The organism is Streptomyces sp. NPDC047525 (assembly GCF_040643025.1).
GTDB classification, from domain to species: Bacteria; Actinomycetota; Actinomycetes; order Streptomycetales; family Streptomycetaceae; genus Streptomyces; species Streptomyces durmitorensis.
On record NZ_JBEYTL010000006.1, the window covers coordinates 248,987 to 268,362 of the forward strand.

At 72.8% G+C, this 19,376-nt stretch carries 19 protein-coding genes; 10 read left to right on the forward strand and 9 right to left on the reverse strand.

Translation table 11 applies throughout. The features are described 5' to 3' along the window. Positions 1–85: 85 nt before the first annotated feature. A complete protein-coding gene (locus ABZ833_RS19295; protein ID WP_361048112.1) occupies positions 86–1,435 on the reverse strand; it encodes an FAD-dependent oxidoreductase in 1,350 nt (449 codons plus the stop codon). A 179-nt stretch (positions 1,436–1,614) separates the two neighbouring features. Here ABZ833_RS19295 and ABZ833_RS19300 point away from each other — a divergent pair, with 179 nt between their 5' ends. Then, positions 1,615–2,160: a DUF6214 family protein gene (locus ABZ833_RS19300; protein WP_361048115.1), complete on the forward strand. Its 546-nt coding sequence runs from the start codon at positions 1,615–1,617 to the stop codon at positions 2,158–2,160. 43 nt (positions 2,161–2,203) lie between these two features. On the opposite strand, the gene ABZ833_RS19305 is transcribed toward ABZ833_RS19300, so the two are convergent. After that, positions 2,204–3,133, reverse strand: coding sequence for a LysR family transcriptional regulator (locus ABZ833_RS19305; protein WP_361048117.1), 930 nt, complete (start codon positions 3,131–3,133; stop codon positions 2,204–2,206). Positions 3,134–3,274: 141 nt separating this feature from the next. Here ABZ833_RS19305 and ABZ833_RS19310 point away from each other — a divergent pair, with 141 nt between their 5' ends. After that, positions 3,275–4,525, forward strand: coding sequence for an MFS transporter (locus ABZ833_RS19310; RefSeq protein WP_361048119.1), 1,251 nt, complete (start codon positions 3,275–3,277; stop codon positions 4,523–4,525). A gap of 46 nt (positions 4,526–4,571) precedes the next feature. Here ABZ833_RS19310 and ABZ833_RS19315 read toward each other — a convergent pair whose 3' ends face one another. Next, positions 4,572–5,225, reverse strand: coding sequence for a DUF305 domain-containing protein (locus ABZ833_RS19315; protein WP_361048121.1), 654 nt, complete (start codon positions 5,223–5,225; stop codon positions 4,572–4,574). Positions 5,226–5,402: 177 nt separating this feature from the next. Here ABZ833_RS19315 and ABZ833_RS19320 point away from each other — a divergent pair, with 177 nt between their 5' ends. Next, positions 5,403–6,905 carry a hypothetical protein gene (locus ABZ833_RS19320; RefSeq protein WP_361048124.1) on the forward strand — a complete coding sequence of 501 codons (1,503 nt, stop codon included), beginning with the start codon at positions 5,403–5,405 and terminating at the stop codon, positions 6,903–6,905. On the opposite strand, the gene ABZ833_RS19325 is transcribed toward ABZ833_RS19320, so the two are convergent. Further along, positions 6,893–7,573 (reverse strand): TetR/AcrR family transcriptional regulator, encoded by a 681-nt coding sequence (locus ABZ833_RS19325; protein WP_249591439.1) that lies wholly within the window; start codon positions 7,571–7,573, stop codon positions 6,893–6,895. The genes ABZ833_RS19320 and ABZ833_RS19325 overlap by 13 nt on opposite strands. Positions 7,574–7,765: 192 nt before the next feature. Between ABZ833_RS19325 and ABZ833_RS19330 the strand changes: the two genes are divergently transcribed. Next, on the forward strand, positions 7,766–8,011 hold the full coding sequence (locus ABZ833_RS19330) for a DUF2630 family protein (protein ID WP_361048126.1): 246 nt from the start codon (positions 7,766–7,768) through the stop codon (positions 8,009–8,011). 48 nt (positions 8,012–8,059) lie between these two features. Next, the gene (locus tag ABZ833_RS19335) at positions 8,060–8,482 is read left to right on the forward strand and encodes a (4Fe-4S)-binding protein (protein ID WP_361048129.1); all 423 of its coding nucleotides are present in this window, start codon (positions 8,060–8,062) and stop codon (positions 8,480–8,482) included. 4 nt (positions 8,483–8,486) lie between these two features. Here the strand turns inward: ABZ833_RS19335 and ABZ833_RS19340 are convergent, their stop codons facing one another. The 4 genes from ABZ833_RS19340 to ABZ833_RS19355 form a co-directional block, all read right to left on the reverse strand. Beyond that, the gene (locus ABZ833_RS19340; protein ID WP_361048132.1) at positions 8,487–9,188 is read right to left on the reverse strand and encodes an HAD-IA family hydrolase; all 702 of its coding nucleotides are present in this window, start codon (positions 9,186–9,188) and stop codon (positions 8,487–8,489) included. Positions 9,189–9,720: 532 nt separating this feature from the next. After that, positions 9,721–10,419: a phosphatase PAP2 family protein gene (locus tag ABZ833_RS19345; protein ID WP_361048135.1), complete on the reverse strand. Its 699-nt coding sequence runs from the start codon at positions 10,417–10,419 to the stop codon at positions 9,721–9,723. Between the two features lie 95 nt (positions 10,420–10,514). After that, the gene (locus ABZ833_RS19350) at positions 10,515–11,450 is read right to left on the reverse strand and encodes a M56 family metallopeptidase (protein ID WP_361048137.1); all 936 of its coding nucleotides are present in this window, start codon (positions 11,448–11,450) and stop codon (positions 10,515–10,517) included. A gap of 165 nt (positions 11,451–11,615) precedes the next feature. Then, positions 11,616–12,179, reverse strand: coding sequence for a DUF5134 domain-containing protein (locus ABZ833_RS19355; protein WP_361048140.1), 564 nt, complete (start codon positions 12,177–12,179; stop codon positions 11,616–11,618). A gap of 167 nt (positions 12,180–12,346) precedes the next feature. Here ABZ833_RS19355 and ABZ833_RS19360 point away from each other — a divergent pair, with 167 nt between their 5' ends. Continuing rightward, on the forward strand, positions 12,347–14,029 hold the full coding sequence (locus tag ABZ833_RS19360) for an FUSC family protein (RefSeq protein WP_361048143.1): 1,683 nt from the start codon (positions 12,347–12,349) through the stop codon (positions 14,027–14,029). 37 nt (positions 14,030–14,066) lie between these two features. After that, positions 14,067–14,747, forward strand: a complete 681-nt coding sequence (locus ABZ833_RS19365) for a MarR family winged helix-turn-helix transcriptional regulator (RefSeq protein WP_361048146.1) — start codon at positions 14,067–14,069, stop codon at positions 14,745–14,747. A 15-nt stretch (positions 14,748–14,762) separates the two neighbouring features. Here the strand turns inward: ABZ833_RS19365 and ABZ833_RS19370 are convergent, their stop codons facing one another. Next, positions 14,763–15,539, reverse strand: coding sequence for a FadR/GntR family transcriptional regulator (locus ABZ833_RS19370; protein WP_361048149.1), 777 nt, complete (start codon positions 15,537–15,539; stop codon positions 14,763–14,765). A gap of 157 nt (positions 15,540–15,696) precedes the next feature. Between ABZ833_RS19370 and ABZ833_RS19375 the strand changes: the two genes are divergently transcribed. The 3 genes from ABZ833_RS19375 to ABZ833_RS19385 all read left to right on the forward strand — a co-directional run bounded on the left by ABZ833_RS19375 (position 15,697) and on the right by ABZ833_RS19385 (position 19,310). After that, complete coding sequence (locus ABZ833_RS19375; protein ID WP_361048152.1) at positions 15,697–16,974, forward strand: M20 family metallopeptidase; 1,278 nt, start codon at positions 15,697–15,699, stop codon at positions 16,972–16,974. Next, the gene (locus ABZ833_RS19380) at positions 16,971–18,422 is read left to right on the forward strand and encodes an aldehyde dehydrogenase family protein (RefSeq protein WP_361048155.1); all 1,452 of its coding nucleotides are present in this window, start codon (positions 16,971–16,973) and stop codon (positions 18,420–18,422) included. The genes ABZ833_RS19375 and ABZ833_RS19380 overlap by 4 nt, the downstream gene beginning before the upstream one ends. A gap of 81 nt (positions 18,423–18,503) precedes the next feature. After that, on the forward strand, positions 18,504–19,310 hold the full coding sequence (locus ABZ833_RS19385) for an SDR family oxidoreductase (RefSeq protein WP_361048158.1): 807 nt from the start codon (positions 18,504–18,506) through the stop codon (positions 19,308–19,310). The last annotated feature ends 66 nt before the right edge of the window (positions 19,311–19,376 follow it).

Below are 19,376 nucleotides of genomic sequence, written 5' to 3' on the forward strand. Positions count from 1 at the left end.
ACGCCCCGTAAGGGGCGCGGGGAACTGCGCGCCCAGCCCCCACGGACCCGCAGATCACCCTCACTGCACAGTCCAGGCTCAGGGCTCAGTGCTCAACGCCCCGCGCAGCGGCCCGCAGCCCCGGCCAGTCGGGGATCTTCACGGGCCCGCGCCCCAGCGCCGCGCCGACCGCGGCCTCCGCACGCTCGATCCCCAGCCAGCCCTGCCACTCGACGGGGTGCAGCCCCGCGTCGAGGAGAGCGGGCAGCGGATCCTCGGGTACCCCTCTGCGTACGAGGGCAGGGGCGTCGTCGAGCAAGGACAGCACCGTCTCCTTGGCACACGGGCGGTTGGTCCCGATGACGCCCGTCGGGCCCCGCTTGATCCAGCCCGCCACATACTCGCCGGGGGATGCCGCGCCCTCCCGCAGCACCCGCCCCGCCGCATGCGGAACCGTGCCGAGCCCGGGGTCGAACGGAAGTCCGTCGATCGGCACCCCGCGGTAGCCGACCGAGCGCAGGACGAGCTGCCCCGCGATGTCCTCGTACTGCCCCGACCCCGTCACCCCGCCCCGCCCGTCCGGCAGTGTCCGCTCGAACCGCACCCCGCCGACGCGGCCCGCCGTCTCCGTGACGGCCACGGGGCGCAGGAAGAAGCGGAGCCGGATGCTGCGCGGCAGGTGCTGCGCCGGGCGCTCGGCCCAGCCGCGCATCACCTCGACGTTGCGGCGGCCCGCCGGGGGCAGTCCTGAGGGGTCGGCGTACGCGGGATCGAGCACCAACTCCGCGGGATCCACGATCACTTCGGTGTCCGGGAGGGAACCGAGCTCGCGCAGCTCCTTGGTGGTGAAGCGCGCCTGCGAAGGTCCGCGCCGCCCCACCATGTGGACCTCGCGCACCCGGCTCTCGGCAAGCACGCCGAGCGCTGCCTGCGGCATGTCGGTGGGCCGCAGCTCGGCCGCGCCGCGGGCCAGCATCCGCGCGACGTCCACCGCGACGTTCCCCACTCCGATGACCACGGCGGACTCCACGCCCTCCACGAAACCGTCGGTCGCCGCGTCCGGGTGCGCGCTGTACCAGGACACGAACTCCGTGGCCGAGTGGCTCCCCGGCAGATCCTCGCCCGGTACGCCTAGCCTGCGGTCGGCTGCCGCGCCCACGCAGTAGACCACCGCGTGGTAGAGGTCGAGCAGCCGCGCGACGGGGAAGCCGCCGGGGCCGATCTCGATGCCGCCGAGGAAGCGGACGCGGTCGTGTTCCAGGACCGTACGCAGGTTGTTCTGGAGGGACTTGATCTTCTCGTGGTCGGGTGCGACGCCGTACCGCACGAGGCCGTAGGGGCAGGGCAGCCGGTCGATGACGTCGACGCGCACCCCCGGCACGCGGTCCTGCTGGACGAGGGACTGCGCGGTGTAGACCCCGCTCGGGCCCGATCCGACGACGGCGACCTGCAGCACGGCGGTGCTCCTTCCGCGAGGCGGCCTCGGGGGATGGGTTCAGCATCGCACCAAGGTGCGTCGAGGGGGAGATGCGGTGAGGGGGCGCGTTGATCCGGGTGCCTCGCTCCAGCGCGGACCGCCGCGCGGCTCTGCGTGCCGTTCGTGACCTAATGCGATCGCACGGCTACCTTTTGATTGTGCTTGAGAGCCCCTTTCTTGGCGTTTCTGATCACTATCGACCGAATCCTGCCTGTTCGACTGGCTCGCCCTCATTCCATGTACGGCTGACCTTCGGTGACGGAGCCGCCGTCGACGCACGGGCCGTGGTGTCGGAAGGGCGGATCACCCTGGAGGGCCTGCACGCCCGGCCGCCGCATCCGCATCCGGCCGACGACTTTCCCGCTCCGTCGGGACATGACTTCTCTGCCCTGCCCGGTCACGACGTCACCGCGCAGCCGCGCTGCGAACCGGCGTACACGCATCCGCATCCGCATCCGTATCCGCACGTGCTCGCGCCCACCCAGGACCAGCCGCCCGCCGTGCAGCGCGCCCGCCCGTCGTGGCCGCGCGGGCGCGAAGGGCGCCTCATGGTGGCCCAGGAGTACCGCGCGGCGCAGGCCGATGGCCGGGATCCCGTGCTCGCCGTGATGTACGCGACCGGCCGCAGCCGCCGCAGATCACTCAAGCTCATCGCCTCCGCGCGGGACGCGGGCGCCCTGCCCCCGCGCCACAACCGCCGCTAGCCCGCGCCCGGTGCGCCGAACGCCGCGGCGGTCTCCGCGCTGATCACCGCGCCCATCTCGGCGTCCATGTATCGGCGTCGTGGCGTTCGGGCCGCGTGGCGGCGAGGTGGTCGCGGAGCGCGGTGAGCGCGGGGTGCGGGTTGTCGCCGCGCCAGATCAGCGAGTGCGGGTAGACCGGGGTCGGGCCGTGCACCGGGACGCGCCGCAGGTCGTGGTCGGCGGGCCAGACGAGGCGGGTCCGCTCGCCGACGAACGTCGCGATGACCGAGGATCCCGCGATCGTGTCGAGGAGCGGCTCGGTGCCGAAATCGGGTCCTGTCACCTCGATGGTGAGCCCGAACGCCGCGGCGAGATCTTCGTAGTACGTGGCCCATTCCGTGCCGGCGACGATGCCGGGCATCCAGATCCTGTGCCCGGCGAGCTCGGCGGGCGTCACCGCGCGGGCAGCCGCGAACGCGTGGTCCGGCCCGGTGAGGAGCTGCACCGGCTCGTCGTACACCCGGGCCGCCTCGACGCCGTCGGGCAGCTGCCGCGCGGGCAGGGTGAGGGCGCGGAAGGCCGCGTCGATCGTGCCCGACCGGACGGCGGCGAGCGCCGTGTCGGCGTCGAAGAGCGTCACGACGTCGAGCTCGGTGCCGGGATGCGCACGGCGGAAGCCGCTCAGGAGCCCCGCGGGCGCGAGCCGCCGGCCGATCACGTCGACGCGCAGCGCCCGGCGGCCGGGCCGCACGGAGTCCGCCGCCCGCTGCTCGGCCCGCAGGAGATCGCGGGCATGGGGCAGGAACGCCTGCCCGTCGATGGTGAGCCGCGCCCCGCGCGCGGTCCGCGTGAACAACCGCACACCGAGGTCCTTCTCCAGCGCGGCGACACGCTTGGAGACGGCCTGCTGGGTCACCGCGAGCGTGGAGGCCGCCTCCTGGAACTGACCGGCGTCCGCGACGGCGACGAAGGTGCGCACGGCATGAAGGTCCACGCCGGACATCCTAAGAGGTACAACCAGCGGTTGTGGCCGCCCACGCGATGCGGTTGTTTGACCCGCGGACCCGCCGCCGGATTGGATGCCGCAGGTCAAGGTGAGGTTGTTCGAGAGTGACGGCGAGGGGTGGCACCGGGCATGGGAGCCAGGAGGTCCCTCGGGCGGCAGTTCGGATGGCTGTGGGCGGCCTACACGGTCAGTGCGTTCGGGACACGGCTCGCGTTCGACGCGTTCCCCCTGATCGCGATCCTCGCCCTGGACGCGGGGCCGACGCAGGTGTCGGTCCTCGCGGCCGCGGGGTTCGCGGTCGGCGCGGTGGTGGCGGTGCCGCTCGGGCCGTGGGTGGAGTTCCGCCGCAAGCGGGCGGTGATGATCGCGACGGACCTGGTCCGGTGCGTGGCGCTGCTCAGCATCCCCGCCGCGTACGCCTTCGGCCTGCTCGGCTTCGGCCAGCTCCTGCTCGTGGCGGTCGTCGTCGGCGCGGCCGACATCGCCTTCAGCTCGGCGAGCGGTGCGTGCCTCAAGGCGCTCGTGGAGCCACAGGACCTGCTCGTCGCGAACGGCCGCCTCGAATCGACGAACTGGACCGCCCTGGTGATCGGGCCGCCGCTGGGCGGGGCGGTGATCGGGCTCTTCGGCCCGGTGATGACCGTGGTGGCCGACGCGGTCAGTTTCCTGCTCTCGGCCCTGGGGATCCGCGCGATCGGCGGCAAGGAGCCGCACCCCGTACGCACCGAGCCGCAAGCCCGGTTCCGGGCGGGCGATCTGCTCGCCGGCTGGCGCTACATCCTGGCGGGCCCGGCGCTGCGCCCGCTGTTCTTCAACACGGTGCTGAACAACGGCCTGATCATGGCGACATCGCCCCTGCTGATCGTCCTGATGGTCGGCGAACTCGGCTTCGCGCCCTGGCAGTACGGCCTGGCCTTCGCCGTGCCCTGCGTCGGCGGCCTGCTCGGCTCGCGGCTCGCCCGGCCGCTCGTCGAGCGGTTCGGGCGCCACCGGGTCCTGCGCACCGCCGGGACGCTGCGGGCGTGCTGGCTGATCGGCCTTGCCTTCATCGGCCCCGGTGCCGCCGGGCTCGTCCTGGTCATCGTCGTCGAGTTCGGCCTGATCACCTGCTCGGGGGTCTTCAACCCGGTGTTCGCCACCTACCGGCTCGACCACACCCCCGCTGACCGTGTCGCCCGCACCCTGTCCGCGTGGTCGGTCACCAGCAAGCTCAGCATCGCGGCCATGACCGGCCTGTGGGGCCTGCTGGCCGCCGCGACCGGCCCGCGCACCGCGGTCGGGATCGCCGGGATCCTCATCCTGGCCACCCCGCTGCTGCTGCCGCGACGCGACCACGCGCCGCACGACGAGCGGGACGCCGCCGCCCGAAGCCACGCCTGACGTCCCGCGCCCTACGGCTCTCCCGGCGGCTCTCCCGACGGGCACCTCACATCTTGCGCATCCGGCCGATCTCCGCCGTCTGCTGCGCGATCACGTCGTTGGCCATCTCCTCGACCTGGATGTTGTTGCCGTCGGTGAGCGCTTCCGTGGCCATCGTGATCGCGCCGTTGTGGTGCGTGATCATCAGCTTCAGGAAGAGCTCGTCGAACGTCTTGCCCTCCGCGGCGCGCAACTGCTTCAGCTGGCCCGCCGTGGCCATGCCGGGCATCGTCCCGTGGTCGTGCCCCTGCTGCTTCTTCGCGCCGCCGTGGCTCTTCAACCAGCCCTTCATGGCGCCTATTTCCGGGCGCTGCGCGGCCGCGATGCGGTCGGCCAGACGCTTGACCTTCGCGGAATCGGCGCGCTTCGGGGCGAGTTCGGTCATCGTCAGGGCCTGGCCGTGGTGCGTGATCATCATCTGTGTGTAGGTGAAGTCGGCCGAGTTGGGGCTGTCGTCGTCGGTTCTCTTCTTGGCCGCGTCCTCGGCGGACATCGTCGCGGCCGTCTCGCCCGGTTTGCCCGGAGCGATCACCGAGGGTCCTGGCGCGGCCTTCTCGGCTGTTTCCGAGCCGGCGTCGGAACCACCTGAATCGCAGGCGCCGAGCGCGAGAACGGCGGCCGTGAGGAACACGGTGACGGCGGGCGTACGACGGTTGAGCACGGCTGCCTCCTGTGGCGCGCGGGGGAGTTGGGGACCGTCCTAGCACGCTTACGTGCGTGGATGATCAAAAACTTTCATTACAGATGCGTTGCCATCTGTTGATCTGTGCATGATGAGCACGATACTGCGGGGTGTCCGTGAACCGTTCAACTACGAACGGCGACTAGGGAGGACGCAGTGACCCTGTTGAACAACCCCCGAACACGGCGCAGACGCTTCGGCGTCGGCGCGGCCGCGCTCGGTCTGATTGCCGCGCTGTTCAGCGCGGCGCCCGCCGGAGCGACGCCCGACCCGGGCGACTCGCCCGCCGCGCCCAAGAGCGTGTCGAAGAGTGACGCCGCCGACGCGAAGGCGGCGATCAAGAGCGGCAAGATACCGGCGCCCGACGAGATCGTGCACTCGGACAACATCAAACATCTCGCCAACATCCCCAAGGACGCGCTGCCGGGTCTCAACACCGACATCGCCTTCCAGGGGAAGTACGCCTTCGCGGGCAATTACGACGGCTTCCGTATTTACGACATCAGCAACCCGAAGAAGCCGCGGACCGTCTCCCAGGTCCTGTGCCCCGGCTCGCAGAACGACGTCTCCGTCTCCGGGAACCTGCTCTTCCTCTCCACCGACTCCTCGCGCAGCGACAACTCCTGCAGCAGCACCACGCAGCCCGCGACCGAGAAGTCCTCGTGGGAGGGCATGAAGGTCTTCGACATCAGCGACAAGGCCAACCCGAGGTACGTCTCCGCCGTCGAGACCGCCTGCGGCTCGCACACGCACACCCTGGTGCCGGAGAAGAAGAGCGTCTACGTGTACGTCTCCTCGTACTCCCCGAGCGCGACGTTCCCGGACTGCCAGCCGCCGCACGACGGCATCTCCGTCATCAAGGTGCCCCGCAAGGCCCCGCAGAAGGCGGCGGTCGTCGACTTCCCCGTCCTCTTCCCGGGTGAAGGCCCCGACGGCGGCGGCAACCCGGGCGGACCCACCAACCCGGGTGTCTCCAAGACCACCGGCTGCCACGACATCACCGTGCTGCCCTCCAAGGACCTCGCGGCGGGCGCCTGCATGGGTGACGGCATCCTGTTCTCCATCAAGGACCCGGAGAACCCGAAGGTCATCGACCGCGTCCAGGACAACAAGAACTTCGCGTTCTGGCACTCGGCGACCTTCAACCAGAAGGCCAACAAGGTCGTCTTCACCGATGAGTTGGGCGGCGGTGGCGGCGCCACCTGCGACGAGGCGACCGGCCCGGAGCGCGGCGCCAACGGCATCTACGACGTCACCGGCAAGGGCAACCACCGCAAGCTCGTCTTCAAGAGCTACTACAAGATCCCGCGCCACCAGGCCGCGACCGAGAACTGCGTGGCCCACAACGGCTCGCTGATCCCGGTCAAGGGCAAGGACCTGATGGTCCAGGCGTGGTACCAAGGCGGCGTCTCCGTCTGGGACTTCACCAACTCCTCGAAGCCGAAGGAGATCGGCTACTTCGAGCGCGGTCCCCTCACCACTGACGCGATCCAGATCGGCGGCTCCTGGTCGGCGTACTACTACAACGGCTACGTCTACTCGAACGACATCGAGAAGGGCCTCGACGTCCTGAAGATCGACGACAAGCGGACGGATCCCGCCGAGCGGGTCCGCGTCCGTGAGCTCAACGTCCAGACCCAGCCGGACTACTTCGACTGAGTCGGCCGCCGAGCGGACCGCGTCTCCTGCGCGGCCTGATCGTCCACTCGCGCATGCGTCCCGTCGGGCGGCTCATCGCCCGGCGGGACGCCGAGTTCCCACGCGAGCCCGTACCGCTGGAACAGCTCGCCCCGCAGCGCGCCCGCGGGCATCGGCGCCCCCGGGAGCAGCACCGCGAAGACCGCGCCCATCAACAGAGCGCGCAGCAAGGGATAGTCGGTGTCCACGTCGGGCGAGCCATGGCGTACGACGGTGTCGCGGAGCAGTTCGGCGAGGTGCTGCTGCTCCGGGCAGCGCACGAACCCGTCCGCCTGGAGGATCCCCGCCATGTGCGTGCGCATGAGGAGCGGCTGATCCCGGGCCAGGCCCAGGATCGCGTCGATGGCGCGGGCCAGGAGCTCGTCCCCGTCCGTCGTCCGCGGCTCCCGTTCCAGGGCGGCCTGGAGCGTGCGGTGCATCAGGCGGTGCACCGCCGACTGCAGGAGCTGGCGCTTGCCGGGGAAGTAGTACGACACCAGACCTCGGGCCGAGCCCGCGCGGTCCGCGATGTCGCCGAGTGTCGTCGCCTCATAGCCGCGCTCGCTCACCAGCTCGACCGTGGCCTGCAGGAGCCGTTCCCTGGAACGCCTTCGCAACTCTTCATTGACCGATGCGCTACGCGGGGACATCCTGTAACTCCTGCGTTGACTGGCTTCGAGCCAGTATACTCAGCGTGTCTCGGACCAAGACCCCCAGTGGGTCGCTCATGGTCCGGTGTGGCCTGGGGCAGGCAACACCGCGGGGGAGTGTTGCCTGCTCACAGGTGCCGATCGGCCGAACCCTCCTTACAGTGGGCCGGGGGGCCGAGGAGGCGTACTGAGATGGATCAAGAGCAGATTCTGTCCCGGATCTCGTCGATGGTCGACGACGAGCGGACGCTGCGGGACTCCCTGGCGTCGGGAGCCATCGACGAGGCGACGGAGCGCGCGAGGCTCGGCGTGCTCGAACGTGAACTGGACCGGTGCTGGGACCTGCTGCGCCAGCGGCGCGCGAAGGCGGAGTTCGGCGAGAACCCGGACGAGGCGCGGGTGCGGCCCGCCGCCGAGGTCGAGGGCTACCGCTCATGAACAGCCCCGCGCTCTAGCCGTCAGCCGAACCGCAGGCCGAGGAGCCGTATGGGCGCCGAGCGGGGCAAGCCGTACCGAGGACAGCGCATCACCGTCAGCTTCGACGCGCGGCGGTGTCTGCACGCCGCGGAGTGCGTACGCGGGCTGCCCCAGGTCTTCGACACCGGGCGCCGCCCCTGGATCTCCCCCGACGCGGCCCCCGCGGACGAGGTCGCCGATGTGGTGCGCCGCTGTCCGTCCGGGGCGCTGCAGTACGAGGAGGCCGACGGGACGACGGAGCGGCCGACCGGGCCCACCACCGTGGAGCGCACGGCCGACGGCACGCTCGTGCTCCGCGGCGATCTGCGGATCGCGGCGGCGGGCGGCCCCGAGGTGCGGGAGACGCGCGTGATGCTGTGCGGCTGCGGCGCGAGCGGGAACCAGCCGTACTGCGATCACTCGGGCCCCTGCGGAACGTCCGGCGAGGCCTGATGCCTCAGCCCCGGTCGACGAGGCCGATGACGGGGCGCAGTCCGTCCGGCCGCCGGTCCACGGGCAGCGGGTCCACGAAGTGCACGGCGCAGCCGAGCGCGGCTGCGCCGGCGTCCGCGTGCCGGTCGTCGCCGACCATCAGCGCGTCCGCCGGATCGACGCCGAGCTCCTCGCAGGCGCGCGCGAACAGGCGCGGGTCCGGCTTCTGGATCTCGTGCTCGTACGACAGGGCGTACGCGTCGACGTATCCGTCAAGGCCGTGGGCACGGAAGACGGGACGCAGGTCCCAGCCGATGTTGCTGATCACCGCGACGCGGACGCCCCGCTCACGGAGCGCCGTGAGCACCTCGGCGGCATCCGCGTAGGGACGCCAGGCCTCGGGCCGCATGTGGCGTTCGTACAGGGCGTCGTGCAGCCGCGGATCGGGCAGCGGGACCTCGCGCGACATGGCTGTGAACGCCGCGCGGTGCTCCGCGGCGCTGCGGTCGCGCCTGCCCCACAGCTCGGCGAGCCGGTCGGGCACGACATCGGGACGCGCCCCGCCCGGCAGTGCGCCCGCTCGCTCCAGGTCGGCGGCCAGACGCTCCGACTCGGCCACGGGGAGCGGAACCCGGGCCTCCTGGAGCACCGCGCGCAGCCAGGACCCGGCGGACTCGATGCGGAAGAGGGTCCCGGAGAAGTCGAAGAGCGCGCCCTTGATCGTCATGGCAAGGATCCTCCGGGACCGCCCGATGAGCAGTCAAGTGCGGTCGGCGGCAGGCGCGTTAAGCGGTTGTGGCCGCACACCTTCCCGCCCGTCGGCGTACGAGGCGGTGGCGAGCGCCGCCGCGACGGAGCTGCCTTCGCGTCACGACCGTGGGGAGAGGAAAAGAGCTCGGCTGCACGGGCGCGCCGGGGGGCGGGGGCATGCGGGCGCCGGTCCGGTGCGGGTGCGTCGGGATTCGTGAGTGCCGCCATCAGCGGTGCCCAGGAGTCAGCCGCTGGTGTCGCTGGGCGGGGGGTGTGCGCTGTTCTCGGTTCCGGTCCGGCCCGGGGTGTGGGGCGGCTGTGGGTGGGTGTGCTGGCTACGTGGTCTCGGGTGTGTGGGTGCCCGGTCGGTGTGCGTGCGTCGGGATTCGTGAGTGCCGCCATCAGCGGTGCCCAGGAGTCAGCTGCCGGTGTCGCTGGGCGGGCGGTGTGCGCTGTTCTCGGTCCCGGTCCGGCCCGGGGTGCGGGGCGGCTGTGGGTGGGTGTGCTGGCTACGTGGTTTCTGGTGTGTGCGTGCCCGGTCGGTGTGCGTACGTCGCGATCGCGAGGGCCACCATCAGTGCGCCCAGGAGCCAGCCGCCCACGACGTCCGACGGCCAGTGCACGCCGTTCCAGATCCGGGTCACGCCGACCCCGACCACGGAGACCACGGAGACCGTCACCCCGGTGCGCCACACGGCGGGCCCGGCGCCGTACATGCGCAGCAGCCACAGGAGCAGCCCGCAGGCGACCGTCGCCGTCATGGCGTGCCCCGAGGGGAAGGCCGCGAAGTGCGCGGAGTCCACGGGGTCCGGCCATGACGGGCGCGGCTTGTCGACCGCGGCCTTGAGGCCCTGCTGCGCCAGGGTGCCCACCGCGCAGGTGGCGGCGATCCACAGCGCCAGCCGGTACGCCCCGCGCAGGGCGAGCCACGCCACGGCCACGGCGCACAGCGCGCGCATCGTCCACGGGTCCCACACCCAGTCGGTCAGGATGCGGCTCGCATGGGTGAGGCCGTCGTGCGCGACGGCCCAGCGGTGCGTGGTGCGCGCGATGTCGCCGTCGAGGGTGCCCAACGGGCCCCACTCCAGTTCCACCAGGAGGATCAGCAGGAGCGAGGGGACGCACAGGACCGCGGCGACGAGCGCGGCACGGGACTTTCGCGGGCGGGGCGGACTGGGCGGCGAGTCGAGGGGCGCGGCGGAGTGCATGGGGAGATCCTCGCCGACGAGCGGTGCCGGAGGCCATCCCGGGGCGTGCTCCCCTGGGGTGAGCCCCGGTGGCCTCGCTCTCCGGCGGCGGGCCACTAGCCCAGCGCGCGCAGCCCCGGCACGAACGTCACCAGGAGCGGAACCACCGGCACCAGCGCCGCGGCCGCGGTCAGCCGAAGCCGCCGCCCCGCCGTGAGCCGCGGCCGTGCGGACAGCAGCCGGTGCACCCGCTGCGGCACGTGCGCCTGCGGGGTCGGGCAGGGCCCGAACACGCCCCGGTCCTCGTTGAGCTCGATCAGCGCGAGGGCGATCGTCAGGCGCCCGAAGCGCCGCGATGCCACGTCGTCGGCGGCCAGCTCGACCAGGCGGTGCATCTCGCCCCGGAACGCGGCGAAGACCGGCACCTGCGGGAACCCCGTGGCCAGCGCGCCCGAGCAGTGCAGGAGCCAGTCGTGCCGCGCCTGCGCGTGCCCCTGCTCATGGGCGAGCACCGCATCGAGCTGACGGCCCTTCAGGCGGCGCAACGCCGCTGTGGTGATGACCAGTTGGGGCGCCGCACCCGGCAGCCACCAGGCGTCGGGGCGCTCGCCCTCCAGGACGACGAGACGGTCGGCGCCGGGCTCCTCGCCGGGCAACAGCGGTGCGCGCAGAAGCAGTTCGCTGCGCCCCTTGCGGCGCCTGGCCCGCGCGCGGGCGATCTCCCGGGTCAGCATCGCGGCGGTCCACACGCCGCCCAGCGCCAGCGCCACGGCGGTCGCGGGCGCCCAGACGCCGCCCGCCCCGAGCGCGTACGCGTCGACCACGTCGTGCGGCGCGGGGGCGAAGACGTGACCCCGCACGGCCTGCCACGCGGCGGCGGCGCTCAGGGTCATCGACAGGGCACAGCACATGAGCACACCCGCCACGACGCACTGCCACGCCCACAGCGCGACCACCGGTTCGCGCTCCGGCCAGTCGGCGCGTGCGAGGAGGCGCGGGGCGACGACGGCGGTGAGGGCGCCCAGCAGCAACAGCGCAACGGGGAGCAACATGCGTCAAGACTATGAGGGCGGCGCTGCCGGAGGGTATGGCCTATCGCCTCAAGTGACGCACGCCACGGCCGATCGCGGGATATCACCCCTTACGGGCCCGCACGGCCTCGCGCCTTCCGCGCTCCTGGGCCTTCCCCGGCGGGCCGCGGCGTCATCCGTGGCGGTCTACAGCGTCAGGAGCATCGCGATCATGGCGATCCCCATGGAGAGACGGCACGCCATCGCGAGCTCCGTGCGATCGGCCCACCCCGTGACCGTACCGCCGCCACCTCCCTCCGCCGCCGCGAGCGCCGGTACGGGCAGGAGGCGCACCCCCGACCAGAGCACGTACCCGGCGAAGTAGAGCAGCAGTGCTCCGGTGAGCGCCGGTGTGCCTCCGCCGCCGTGGCCCGCGTGGGCGGTGGGGGTCGCGGCCATGGCCACCGCCATGTAGACCATGGCGCAGGCGCCGACCAGATGATGCAGGTGGTGCCGGTTCTGCCGGGCCGCCCAGAGCGCGCGGAGAGCCGCCGCGCCGAACACGGCCGCGTAGGCGAGCCAGGACCACCGCGGTGGGGTCAGCGCGGCTGCGGGCAGGGCCATCAAGGCCATCCCGAACCCCATGAGCGCCTCGCCGCCGGCCGCCCGGCGCTGTTCCTCGATCCTGCTGCGCATCCGCAGCAGGCAGTAGGACCCGGTCGCCGCGCACAGCGCGACGAGCAGCCAGCCGGCCTGCACCGGTCCGTGCACCGCGCACCTCCCCGATCGACGGTGTCGTCGGGTCGATGCCCTCGCACGGGGCCTCGTACGCGAGCGCATGGGTGTACGCGGGGAGCGCGGAGGGGAGCGGACGGGGCCGCGGTGAGCCGTAGTGACCTAAATCGTTTTCGAGTAAAACACTTGCTAAGGTTCTCGGTATGAGCAGGACACCCAGTACGCCCCGCACCCTCAGCCACTCCCGCGTCCGCCGACTCCCGCTCGCCGGTGTGCTGCGTCCGGGCAAGCCCTCCGACATCTGGTTCAAGCCCGCGTCCAGCGTCGTCGTCGCCACCGCGATACCGAATCTGACGCTCCTCGCGATCGGCCGCCTCGACCTCGTCATGTACACGATGGCCGGATCGTTCTGCGCGCTCTACACCCACAACCTCCCCTACGCCGCGCGGGCCCGCGCCCTCGCCGGAGTCGTCGTCGGCATGCTGGCCAGCGTCGGGATCGCGATGGTCGCCGCCTCGCTCACCACGTCGGCGGTGGTGCTCGTGGCGATCGGGGCGCTGCTCGCCGCCGCGCAGAAGACGCTCTGCGACGCGACCCGCATCGGCCCGCCCGGCCACCTCATCTTCACGTTCATCAGCTCCGCCACGCTGTTCGCACCGCAGGCCATCGGGCAGGTCCCCGGCCACCTGGCCCTGACGCTCGGCGCGGGCGCCGTGGCCTGGCTGGTCGGCATGGCCCCGGCCCTGATCCGGCCCCACGGCCCCGAGCGCAGGGCCACCGCGCGGGCCCTGCGCGCGGCGGCCGCCTACGCCGAGGCCTCGGGCCCCGGCCGTGAGCGCGCCCGGCCGGGGGCGGCCGCAGCCGTCCACGCGGCCTGGCAGTCACTGCTCGCCACCGGTGCCCGCACGGCGGCCCGCCGCGCCCTGGAGCGCCTGGTGATCCGCGCCGAGGAGGCCCTGGCGGCCCCCGCGGCGGCGGACCCCGCCCAGCTGCGCGACTGGGCGGCGGGCCTGCGCGGCACGGGCGCGGTGCCGCGCCCCGGCGACGTACGGCCTGAAGCGGAGGACGAACTCCTGGGAGTGGAAGCCGAGTTGGCGGCGGGTTCGGCCAAGGGCTCCCTGTGGCGGCGCCTCGGCCCCGGATCGCCGCTGCTGCCCATCGCGCTGCGCACGGCGGTCGGCTGCGCGCTCGCGGGGTACGCGTCGCTGGCGCTCGGCGTCGGCCGCCCCTACTGGGCGCTTGTCACGGCGGCCTCGCTCTACCAGGCCAACGTCACGCTCACCTGGAACAGGGGGGTGCAGCGCGTGGTCGGCAACCTCGTCGGGGTGCTCGCCTTCGCCGCGATCGTCCCGCTGGCCCATCTGAGCCAGGCCGCGCTGATCGTCTGCTGCCTGGCCCTGGCCTTCGGGGCGGAGGCGCTGATCGGCCGCAACTACTGGATGGGCAGCGTGTGCGTCACGCCGATGGCGCTCCTGGTCACCGAGTTCGCGCGGTTCCAGCAGCCCGGAGAGCTGATCCTCGACCGGGTCGTGGACACCTTCGTGGGGGCGCTGCTCGGCATCGTCGCGGCGATCGCCGTCACCAACCGGCGCGCCGCCGACCACATCGAGCTGGCCATCGACGCCACCGACCGGGCCCGCGCCCGCGCCGAGCAGGCCCTGGCGGCCCCGCTCACCGGCCCCGACCCCCTGCGCCCGGCGCGCCGCGGCCTGACGGCCGCCCTCGTGGACCTGCGGACCGCCCATGACGCGGCGGCGGGCGAATGGTGGCAGCGCGCCCTGCCGGAGCAGCGGGTGATGGTCGCCGAGCAGGCAGGACACCGTACGCTCGCGGCGACGGTACGCGGCATGGAGCATGGCGAGCGCGGCGAGCGCGTACGGGTGTGACGAGCCGGGCGAGGCGCAAGGGCGAGGACAGGGGCACATGAGGAACGGGAGCGAACGGGACACGGCGGCGGACGCCGCGGCTCGTGCGGGAGACGGGGGCGCGGGTGGTGTACGCGGTGCGAGCGACGCGGGCGGTCCCGCGAGCAGTGCCGCGAGCAGCACCGCGAGCAGTGCCGCGGGCGCGACGGGAAGTGCCCCGGGCGTGCCCCGCGACACCGTCGCCGCCGTCGTACGGCAGTGGCAGGCGGTGCGGCCGGACATCGACACCGGCCCCATGGAGGTCATCGGCCGCATCAACCGCTGCGCGGCCCTCCTGCAGCAGGCCGAGGACGCCCCGCTGCGCCGCGTCGGCCTGACCCGCCCCGAGTTCGACCTCCTCGGCGCGCTGCGCCGCACCGGCCACGAGCTGACGCCCGGCGAACTGGCCCGCGAGACCTTCTCGTCGGGCGCCGCCGTCACCAAGCGCCTCAAGCAGCTCCAGGAGCGCGACCTGGTCGACCGGCGCGCCGACACCCGCGACCGCCGTGTCTCGCACGTCGGTCTGACCGACACGGGCCGCGAACTGGTCGACTCGATCCTGCCCGACCAACTGGCGTACGAGACGGTGGTCCTCGCGGGGCTCGACGAGAACGGCCAGGGGCAACTCAGCGACCTGCTGGGCGAGTTGCTGGCGCAGCTGGAGGGACGGCTCGGGCTCTCGCCGGGCTTCCGGGGGTAGGGGCGTCTTCCGTCGTCAGTGATCCTCGGCCGAAGCCGCCAGCAACTCCCTTGTCTCGGGCTCGACATGATCCGCGTAGTACTCGTGCAGCGCGGTGCGGCCCAGGCGGGCCGCGAGGGGGCCGTCGCCCGCGGTGATCGCCGCCAGGACCTCGCGGTGATGGGCTATGGAACGCTCCATCCAGGCCGTCGTGTCCGTGACGCCCGCGATCTTCTTCTCGATGACCTCGACCACCGCCTCGTGCACGGCGCGTGCGCACAGGCCGAGGAGGGAGTTGCCGCTCGCCTCGGCGATCGCGCGGTGGAAGAGCGCGTCCGCCTCGCTGAACGCGTGCAGGGACGCGGGACCGCCGCCGCTGAGGGATTCCATCCGGGTGATCTGCTCGCGCATCCGGGCGAGGTCATCCGCGCCGTGCAGGCGCGCCGCCAGGCGGTTGCTCTCGGCGTCCAACACCATGCGGAACTGCACCAGTTCACCGAGCGTGGACACGCTGGAGCGGGTGAGGCGGCCCAGGGCCTGGCTGAGGTTGTCGGGCGAGACGCCGAGCACCTCGGCACCCAGCGGATCGCCGGGCCGGGAGCGGATCAGACCCGCCGACTGCAGGACACGCAGCGCCTCGCGGACCGTGGAGCGGCCCACGCCGAAGCGGTTGACCAGCTCGCGCTCGGCGGGCAGCCGGGAGCCCGGCGGCAGATCACCGCTGAGGATGCGCTCCTCGATCTGCTCCGCCACCCGCTGATAGGCGCGGACCGGTGTGACCGGCCGGAACAGGCCGGTGTCGTCGGCGGCCATCGGCCCGCCCCCTCCACGTACGTAGCTGATACGCGACATCGGCGCGGGAAATCCAAGATCTGGTGGTTGACCCGGCCGTGAACGTGGAGGCAGAGTACGGGAACTCAACTGGTCTGACCAGTCGACTGGCCTCGTGGTCGGCCGACTTGGAGGTTCCATGCACACCAGCTCACGGCACACCGGCTCACGGGACACGGGCTCAGGGCACACCGGATCCGCCGCGCCCCTCGCCGACCCGGCCGTCGACTCCGCCGCCGTCGTCGCCTTCACCCAGGACCTGGTCCGGCTGCGCACCGTCAACGCGGCCGGGGCCACCGAGGTCGAGCGGCCCGCCGCCGAACTCGTCGCCCGGCTCTTCACCGAGTTCGGCTGGACCTACGACGTGGCGGAGGTCGCGCCGGGCCGGCCCAACACCGTCGCCGTCATCGAGGGCGGGGGAGGCGACGGGCCGACCCTGATGTTCGAAGGGCACATCGACGTCGTCACGGAGGGCGATCCGGGCGACTGGAGCGTCGATCCCTACGGGGCCGAGATCCGGGACGGCAAGCTGTGGGGCCGCGGCTCCGCCGACATGAAGTCCGGTGTCGCGGCGATGATCTACGGAGTGCGGGCGTTGCAGCTCGCCGGTCCCTTCCCGGGCCGCGTCGTCCTCGGCGTGCTCTGCGACGAGGAAGGGCTGATGCTCGGCGCGAAGGCGTTCGCCGCCACCCCGCTCGCGCGCGAGGTGGACGGGGTGATCGTCTGCGAGCCGGAGGGGTACGAGGTGTGCACCTCCGCCCGTGGCGGCATCCGGCTCCGGCTCGATCTCGACGGGGTGATGGCCCACGGCGCCATGCCGCAGGAGGCCAAGAGCCCGATCGTCGCAGGCGCGCGCATCGTCGAGGCGCTCGGCTGCGCGCAGGACTGGGCCCGGGAGCGGTACGGCACTCACCCGCACGCCGGGAGCGTGACGGTCACGCCCACCGTGCTGCTCGGCGGGGACCCGGACCAGCTCAACGTGATCCCCGCCCATGGGCTCGTCGGCATCGACGTACGCACGATCCCCGGCACCGATCACGCGGAACTCATCGAGCGCGTACGGCAGTTCGCGGTCGAGGCGGCCGGGAGCGTGGGGGTGGGCGTCGGGCTCACCGTCGTCGACGACCGGCCCGCCATCGAGCTCCCCGAGGACCACCCGGTGGTCGCCGCGCTCGTCGACGGACACCGTCACGTGCACGGTGAGCCACCGCCGTTCGGGGCCGTGCCCGGCACCACGGACGGGACCATCCTGACTCGCGACGCCGGTCTGCCGACCGTCGTCTACGGACCCGGCGGGAAGTGGATCGCGCACCAGAAGGACGAGTTCGTCGAGGTGCGCGAGATCGTCGAGTACACGCGGGTGTACGCCGCCGCGGCGCGCTCGTTCCTGAACGGCGCCACCGGAGGTGCGCGATGACCCGCCCCGGGACGTGCCCCGAAGGGCTGCCGGTCGGGGACGGCTGGGTGACAGCGCCCGCCGGTCAGCCCGTCCGTTTTCCGTACGACGGCAGTGAGATCGCCGTGGCGCCTGTCGGTGACCAGGACCTCGCGGGGCGCGCGGTCGAGCACGCCGCGGCGGTGCGGGTGGAGGTCGGCAGGCTGACCGCCGGGGTGCGGCGGCAGGTGCTCGCCGGGGTCGCCGCGTCCCTCGCCGACACGGCGCCGGAGCTGGTGGACCTGCTCGTCCTGGAGACCGGGAAGCCGCGGGTCGACTGCGGGGTCGAGATGCAACGGGCCGTGGCCACCTGGCAGTCGGCCGCGGACGAGGTGGCCCATCTGCACGGGGAGACCGTGCCGCTGGACCTCCAGCCCTCCGGGGAGGGCCTCTTCGGCTTCTGGACGCGCAAGCCCGTCGGCGTCGTCGTCGGCATCGCGGGCTTCAACTACCCGGTCCTGCTCGCCTCCCACAAGATCGCACCGGCGCTCGCCGCGGGCTGCCCGGTGATCGTCAAGCCCGCCCCCGCGACACCGCTCGCCACGTTGCGGCTCGTCCATCTCGTACGGGAGCAGCTCGTGGCGGCGGGCGCGCCCGCGGGGGCGGTGCAACTCGTCACGGGGGACGCGGAGGTCGGCCGTACGCTCACCACGCACCCTGAGGTCGCCGCGGTCTCCTTCACCGGGTCCGCGGCCGTCGGCCACCACATCGCGCGCGACGCGGCTCCCCGCAAGGTGGTCCTCGAACTCGGCTCCAACGCGGCCCTCGTCGTGGCCGCGGACGCCGACCTCGAAGCGGCCGCGGACGCGGTGGTGCGCGGCGGGTTCTACGCATCGGGCCAGGCCTGCATCTCCGTACAGCGGGTGATCGTCGTGGACGCGGTGGCGGAGGAGTTCGAGAAGCTGCTCGCGCAGCGGCTGCCGGACGTGGTGGTCGGCGACCCCCGGGACCCCGGGACCCGCGTCTCAGCGCTCATCGACGAGACGGCGACGCGGCGGGTGCTCGACTGGGTCGAGCGGGCGCGGGCGGCGGGAGCACGCCTGGTGGCCGGGGGAGTCCGTGACGCGGGTGGCCGGTGCATCGCCCCGACCCTGCTCGCGGAGGTCCCCGACGGCGAACCCGCCTGGGACGAGGAGATCTTCGGCCCGGTCGTCTGCCTGCGCGCGGTGCCGGATCTGGACACCGCGTACGACCTCGTCAACGCGAGCCGTTACGGCCTGCACGCGGCCGTCTTCACCCGCGACCTGCGGGCCGCACTCGGCGCCGTGGACCGCCTGGAGGTCGGCGGTGTCGTGGTGAACGAAGTCCCCGGCTACCGCAGCGACATCGCCCCCTACGGAGGCGTCAAGGACTCGGGCATCGGCCGCGAGGGTCCCAGGTTCGCCATCGAGGAACTGACGGTCACGCGGATGGTCGTCGTACGCCCCTAGGCCTTCAGCAGCGACAGCAGGCACCCGACCGACCCGACCGACCCCACGGACCGACGGCCCGGCAAGAGAGGCATCACCACCATGGACTACGGCAATCTGTTCCGGCTCGACGGCCGCCGCGTCGCGGTCGTGGGCGGCGCGAGCGGCATCGGCCGCGAGGCCGTCCGCGCCCTTGTCGCCCAGGGCGCGCACGTCGTCGTCGCCGACCGGGACACGGAGGGCGCGGCCCGGACGGCGGCGCTCGCGGTGGGGGAGGGGGAGGGCGAGGCGGCGGCCCAGGGCATCGGTACCGCCGAGACCCACCCCCTGGACGTGCTCGACCCGGAAGCCGTCCGTGCCGCGGTCGCCGCATGGGGGCCGCTCGACGGGCTCGTCGTCACCGTCGGGGCCAACGTGCGCAAGCGCATCGCCGACTACAGCCTCGACGAGTTCGACCGCGTCATCGCACTGAACCTGCGCTCCTATCTCACGCTCATCCAGGCCGTCGCCCCCGGCATGGCCGAGCGGGGCCGCGGGAGCGTGGTCGGGTTCGCCTCGATGCGGGCCTTCCAGGTGGAGCCGGGGCAGGGGCCCTACGCCGCGTCCAAGGCGGGCCTCGTCCAGTTGCTGCGGACCGCCGCCGCAGAATGGGGGCCGCAAGGCGTGCGCTTCAACGCGGTCGCGCCCGGCGTCGTCCGTACCCCGCTCACCGATCAGATCGCCGCCGACCCCGCATGGTTCGATGCCTACGCCCAGGCCTCCGCGCTCAAGCGGTGGGCCCGTGCCGACGAACTCGCCGGCGCCGTCGCGTATCTCGTGTCGGACGCGTCCACGTTCGTCACCGGCACCGTGCTGAGCGTCGACGGCGGCTGGACCGCGGTCGACGGCCGTTACGACCCCTCCGTGTAGCCCTCCCCCTGCTGCTTCTCCCCCCGTTTCCCCCTCCGTTTCCCCCGGGTGTGCCCCTGATGCCAC

What these genes read in the sequence shown, in the direction of transcription:
- ABZ833_RS19350 (WP_361048137.1), bottom strand. Translation starts at nt 11,450, where the DNA reads ATGTTGCTCCCCGTTGCGCTGTTGCTGCTGGGCGCCCTCACCGCCGTC.
- ABZ833_RS19340 (WP_361048132.1), bottom strand. Translation starts at nt 9,188, where the DNA reads ATGACGATCAAGGGCGCGCTCTTCGACTTCTCCGGGACCCTCTTCCGC.
- ABZ833_RS19330 (WP_361048126.1), top strand. Translation starts at nt 7,766, where the DNA reads ATGGATCAAGAGCAGATTCTGTCCCGGATCTCGTCGATGGTCGACGAC.
- ABZ833_RS19385 (WP_361048158.1), top strand. Translation starts at nt 18,504, where the DNA reads ATGGACTACGGCAATCTGTTCCGGCTCGACGGCCGCCGCGTCGCGGTC.
- ABZ833_RS19365 (WP_361048146.1), top strand. Translation starts at nt 14,067, where the DNA reads ATGAGGAACGGGAGCGAACGGGACACGGCGGCGGACGCCGCGGCTCGT.
- ABZ833_RS19375 (WP_361048152.1), top strand. Translation starts at nt 15,697, where the DNA reads ATGCACACCAGCTCACGGCACACCGGCTCACGGGACACGGGCTCAGGG.
- ABZ833_RS19325 (WP_249591439.1), bottom strand. Translation starts at nt 7,573, where the DNA reads ATGTCCCCGCGTAGCGCATCGGTCAATGAAGAGTTGCGAAGGCGTTCC.
- ABZ833_RS19360 (WP_361048143.1), top strand. Translation starts at nt 12,347, where the DNA reads ATGAGCAGGACACCCAGTACGCCCCGCACCCTCAGCCACTCCCGCGTC.
- ABZ833_RS19335 (WP_361048129.1), top strand. Translation starts at nt 8,060, where the DNA reads ATGGGCGCCGAGCGGGGCAAGCCGTACCGAGGACAGCGCATCACCGTC.
- ABZ833_RS19370 (WP_361048149.1), bottom strand. Translation starts at nt 15,539, where the DNA reads ATGGCCGCCGACGACACCGGCCTGTTCCGGCCGGTCACACCGGTCCGC.
- ABZ833_RS19380 (WP_361048155.1), top strand. Translation starts at nt 16,971, where the DNA reads ATGACCCGCCCCGGGACGTGCCCCGAAGGGCTGCCGGTCGGGGACGGC.
- ABZ833_RS19345 (WP_361048135.1), bottom strand. Translation starts at nt 10,419, where the DNA reads ATGCACTCCGCCGCGCCCCTCGACTCGCCGCCCAGTCCGCCCCGCCCG.
- ABZ833_RS19310 (WP_361048119.1), top strand. Translation starts at nt 3,275, where the DNA reads ATGGGAGCCAGGAGGTCCCTCGGGCGGCAGTTCGGATGGCTGTGGGCG.